The 4,774-nt window shown below is 70.7% G+C and carries 4 protein-coding genes and 1 pseudogene; 4 read left to right on the forward strand and 1 reads right to left on the reverse strand.

All coding sequences use genetic code 11. The features are described 5' to 3' along the window. The 4 genes and pseudogenes from CSW58_RS07860 to CSW58_RS07875 form a co-directional block, all read left to right on the forward strand. Nucleotides 1-812: pseudogene (locus tag CSW58_RS07860) on the forward strand (methyl-accepting chemotaxis protein); the annotation flags it as partial. A gap of 102 nt (nt 813-914) precedes the next feature. Continuing rightward, a complete protein-coding gene (locus tag CSW58_RS07865; protein ID WP_099446919.1) occupies nt 915-2,171 on the forward strand; it encodes an MFS transporter in 1,257 nt (418 codons plus the stop codon). Between the two features lie 24 nt (nt 2,172-2,195). Next, nucleotides 2,196-3,002 carry an RNA methyltransferase gene (locus CSW58_RS07870; RefSeq protein ID WP_099446920.1) on the forward strand — a complete coding sequence of 269 codons (807 nt, stop codon included), beginning with the start codon at nt 2,196-2,198 and terminating at the stop codon, nt 3,000-3,002. 62 nt (nt 3,003-3,064) lie between these two features. Then, complete coding sequence (locus CSW58_RS07875) at nt 3,065-4,030, forward strand: alpha/beta hydrolase (protein ID WP_099446921.1); 966 nt, start codon at nt 3,065-3,067, stop codon at nt 4,028-4,030. Here the strand turns inward: CSW58_RS07875 and CSW58_RS07880 are convergent. Further along, nucleotides 4,027-4,743: a YafY family protein gene (locus tag CSW58_RS07880; protein WP_099446922.1), complete on the reverse strand. Its 717-nt coding sequence runs from the start codon at nt 4,741-4,743 to the stop codon at nt 4,027-4,029. The genes CSW58_RS07875 and CSW58_RS07880 overlap by 4 nt on opposite strands. Nucleotides 4,744-4,774: the final 31 nt, after the last annotated feature.

Below are 4,774 nucleotides of genomic sequence, written 5' to 3' on the forward strand. Positions count from 1 at the left end.
CACCGACGGCATTCGCGCCGGCCGCCGACGAAATCGCCCAGGCGGCCGATGACCTGGCCCAGCGGACGGACCAGCAGGCCACGACCCTGCAGCAGACCGCCGCCGCGGTCGACCAGCTGACCGCCACGGTCAGCCGGACCGCCAAGGGGGCCAAGGAGGTTTCCGAGCGGGTCAGCGAAGCCGCCGCGGAGGCCCAGAGGTCGGGCGCGGTGGTAACCCGGGCCGCCGAGGCCATGACCCAGATCGAGACCTCCTCCAACCAGGTCAACCAGATCCTGGGCGTCATCGACGAGATCGCTTTCCAGACCAACCTCCTGGCCCTGAACGCCGGGGTCGAGGCCGCCCGCGCCGGAGACGCCGGGCGCGGCTTCGCCGTGGTGGCCCAGGAAGTTCGCGCCCTGGCCCAGCGCTCGGCCGATGCGGCGCGGGAGATCAAGACCCTGATCGCCGATTCCAGCCGTCAGGTCGGCGAGGGCGTCAGCCTGGTGGGCGAAACCGGCGCCGCCCTTCGCGGCATCGTCGACAAGGTCGGGGCCATCGACGTCCTGGTCAACGAGATCGCCGCCTCGGCCAATGAGCAGGCCTCGGCGCTCGGCCAGGTCAACGCCGCCGTCAATCAGCTGGATCAGGTCACGCAGCGCAACAGCGCCATGGTGCAGCGCTCGACCCGGGCCACCCACGCGCTTCGCTCCGAGGCGGCCGACCTCGCCAATCACGTCGGCGGGTTTCGCACCGGTCAGGGCGTCGTCGTCGACGATCCGGTCCCCTCGGCGCGCGCGCGGGTCGCCGCCTTCGCCCGTCCTGGTCGATAGGGCGGGTTCGGCGACCCCTCTATGGCGACCCTTGTATAGCGTGACCTCGACGGTCAATGTCCGTCGGAGCGTGGCCGAAGAGCACGCCTGAGCGGAGGGGTAATGACGGCCATTGACGCGGCCCGGCCGGTCAGGCCGGTGACGGCGGGCTTCATCGCCGCCTTTACGCTGGCGGTGATCGGCGCCTTCGTCAGCTTCATGCCGTTATTTCAGGTGCTGCTGCCCCTGAAGGCCGCGGCGATCGATCCCGCCGGCAAGGCGGTGGTGCTCAGCACGGTGGCCTTCTTCGGCGCCCTGACCGCCAGCGTGGCCAACCTGATGGCCGGCGCGATCAGCGACCGCACCACCAGTCGCCTCGGCCGCCGGCGGCCGTGGATGCTGTTGGGCGCGGCGGGTACCGTGGCCTCCTATCTGGTGATCATGTCCGCCGACAGCGTCGAGCGGCTGCTGGTCGGCGTGATCGGCTTCCAGTTGGCGTTCAACTTCCTGTTCGCGGCCCTGCTGGCCGTGCTGCCCGACCGGGTGCCGGACGTCCAGAAGGGCAGGGTTTCGGCCTTTCTCAGCCTGGGTCATCCGATCGGTCAGGTGGCGGGGGCGATCCTGATCGGCGGACTGCTGCTGACCGAAGCTTCGCGCTATCTGGCCATCAGCCTGGTTCTGGTCGTCAGCCTGGCGCCCTTCCTGATGGTCGTGAAGGATTCGCCGCTGGCCAAGGCCGACGCCGCGCCCTTTTCGCCCCGCGCGATGCTGGCCGGCCTTTGGGTGGATCCGCGAAAGCATCCGGACTTCGCCCTGGCCTGGTTGAGCCGGTTCCTGGTGCTGGCCGCCATGACCCTGACCCAGAGCTACATGCTGTTCTACCTGCAGGACGCCCTCCGCTACGAGGCGCTGTTTCCTGGCCAGCGCGCCGAGCAGGGCCTTGCCCTGCTGACCGCGGTCTCCACGCTCGCCAACATCACCTGCGCCATGCTGGGCGGCGCCCTGTCGGACCGTCTGGGTCGGCGAAAGCTGTTCGCGGCCGGCGCGGCCCTGGTGATCGGCGCGGCCATGCTGACCTTCTCTCTGGTTCCAGCCTGGCCCCTGGTCGTGGCGGGGTTCGTGCTGTTCGGCTGCGGGGCCGGTTGTTATCATGCGGTGGACTACGCCCTGGTCAGCCAGGTGCTGCCCTCCCAGGCCGACGCCGGCAAGGATCTGGGGGTGATCAACCTGGCCAACACCTTGCCCCAGGCCCTGGCGCCGGTGCTGGCGATCTGGGTCCTGGGACCCGCCCACATGAACTATCATGCCCTGTTCCTGGTCGCGGCGGGACTGGCGGTGGCTGGCGGCCTGGTGATCCTTCCGATACGGGGCGTGCGATAGAGTCGAGCTCCAACAGAGAACCCCGTGGCCCATATCCTTCAGATCGATGATCCCGCCGATCCGCGCGTGGCGGCCTATCGCGACATCAAGGAGCGCGATCTGGTGGGACGCCAGGGGCTGTTCATCGCCGAGGGCGAGACCGTCCTGCGCGCCTTCGCCCGCGATGCGCCCGAGCGGATCGAGTCCCTGCTGATCGACGGCAAGCGGGCCGACAAGCTGGCCGATCTGTTCGCCGCCCTGCCGCCCGCCACGCCGGTCTATAGCGTGGGCCAGGCGGTCCTCGACGCGGTGGCCGGGTTCCACCTGCATCGCGGGGTGCTGGCGGTGGGGCGCAAGCCCGCGCCGCTGTCGCCCGCCGACCTTCTGGCCGCCGCCCCGGCGCGGGCCGTGGTGCTCGTCCTGGCCGGTATCGCCAATCACGACAATCTCGGCGGAATCTATCGCAACGCCGCGGCGTTCGGGGCGGCCGGGGTGATCCTCGACAGCGAGTGCTGCGATCCACTGTATCGCAAGGCCATCCGGGTTTCGGTCGGGGCGGCGCTCAGCGTGCCGACCGCGCGGCTGGCCCCGGGCGAGGATGTGATGGCCCTGTTGGCGGCCCAGGGCTTCGAGGCGCTGGCCCTGACGCCGTCGGCGACCAGGACCCTGGCCGAGCTCGTCCCTTCGGCCCGCACGGCCGTGCTGTTGGGGGCCGAGGGGCCCGGCCTTTCCGCCGACCTGATCGCGCGGGCGACCGCTGTCGGCATTCCGATGGCCAGCGGGTTCGACTCCCTGAATGTCGCCACCACCAGCGGCGTCGTGCTGCACCACCTGCGGTTCGCCGCCCGCTGAGCCTTGAAGGCGGAAACCGGTGGCAATAGGGTCTGCGCCCGCGTTGAAGGAAGCCGTCCGTGATGAGCCGTCGCACAACCCTCGCCACCGCCCTCCTGGGCCTGATCGGCGTCGGCGCGCCGAAGGCCGCCCTCGCGGCGGGGCCGCCGGCTGATCCCGCCGAGGTCATCGCCCTGTGGCCCAACGGCCCGCCCGGCGGCGAGGCCGTCGTCGTCACCCAGGTCGTCACGGAACGCGGGGACGCCAAGGGCCTGAGGGATCGCGCCGTCACCCATGTCCGCCAGCCGACCCTGACGGTATTCCGGCCCGCCAAGCCCAACGGGGCCGCGGTGATCCTGGTCCCCGGCGGCGGCTATGAGCGGGTCGTGGTCGACAAGGAGGGCTTCGAGACCGCGCGCTGGCTGGCGGATCGCGGCTACACCGCCCTGGTGCTGCTGTATCGGCTGCCGGGCGACGGCTGGGCCCAGGCCGCCGACGCGCCCCTGCAGGACGCCCAGCGCGCCCTTCGCCTGACCCGGGCCCGGGCCACGGACCTGAAGATCGACCCCCGGCGGGTGGCGATCATGGGCTTCTCGGCCGGTGGTCACGTGGCGGCCAGCCTGACCACGCGCTTCGACGCCAGGGTCTATGATCGCATCGACCCGGCCGACGACCTGTCGGCCCGGCCGGACCTGTCGGCCCTGATCTATCCGGTGGTGTCGATGGCCAGCGGCCCGGCCCACGCCGGCTCACGCAAACAGTTGCTCGGCCCTGATCCCGATGCGGCGCGGGTGGCGGCCTATTCTCCCGACCAGAATGTCGGCGCCGAGACACCGCCTGTTTTTCTCGTCCACGCCGCCGACGACCCCTCGGTGCCGGTGCAGAACGCCCTGCTGATGTTCGCCGCCCTGAAGGCCCGCGCGATCCCGGCCGAACTGCACGTCTTCGAGGAAGGCGGTCACGGTTTCGGTCTGCGCTTCGTGGCCGGCAAGCCGGTCGCGGCCTGGCCGGTGCTGTTCGAGACCTTCGCCCGGCGAAAGGGCCTCTAGGCCTTATCGCTTTCCGCCAGCCAGGCCTGGCGCTCGTCGTCCCGGGCCCTGAGCCAGCGCGCCCGCAGCACGCCGCTGCGCTGGCCGTGCCGTTCGTCGAGAAACTGCGCGGCCTCGACCCGGTCGGTGCGGAAGTTGCGAAAATCGCCGCGAAGTTCGCACCAGCCGATCAGCAGGCGGACGGTGTCGAGATAGCCGACGGTCACGGGCCAGATCACCCGCTGGCTGAGCGCGCCCTTTTCGTCGCGATAGTCCAGCTTGATCTTGCGGCCCGCATGGATCCAGGCGCGGGTCTGGGCGATGTCGAGGCCGTCGGGCAGCTGCCGCCAGGCCGGCGAGGCGCCGGTCGCGGGTTCGAACACGAAGGGCCGCAGCTTTTCGGGCACGGCGGCGGCGATCTTGGCGATCAGGTCGCGGGCGGCTCGGGCCAGGGCAGGGTCGCCACGGCCGGCCACCCATTGGGCGCCCAGGACGGCGGCTTCGATCTCGTCGGGGGTGAGCATCAGGGGCGGCATGTCGTACCCGGCCTCCAGCACATAGCCGACGCCCGCCTCGCCGCGGATGGGCGTCCTTTGACCGATCAGTGCGGCGATGTCGCGGTAGACGCTGCGTTTGGAGGTCTCCAGTTCCACGGCGATGGCGTCCGCGGTCACGGGCGCGCGGCTGCGGCGCAGGATCTGGACGATCTGGAAAAGGCGTTCGGCGCGTCTCATGAAAGCACCCTGACCGAGTGTTGCTGACAGC

It is taken from the genome of Caulobacter sp. B11 (genome assembly GCF_002737765.1).
GTDB lineage: Bacteria > Pseudomonadota > Alphaproteobacteria > Caulobacterales > Caulobacteraceae > Caulobacter.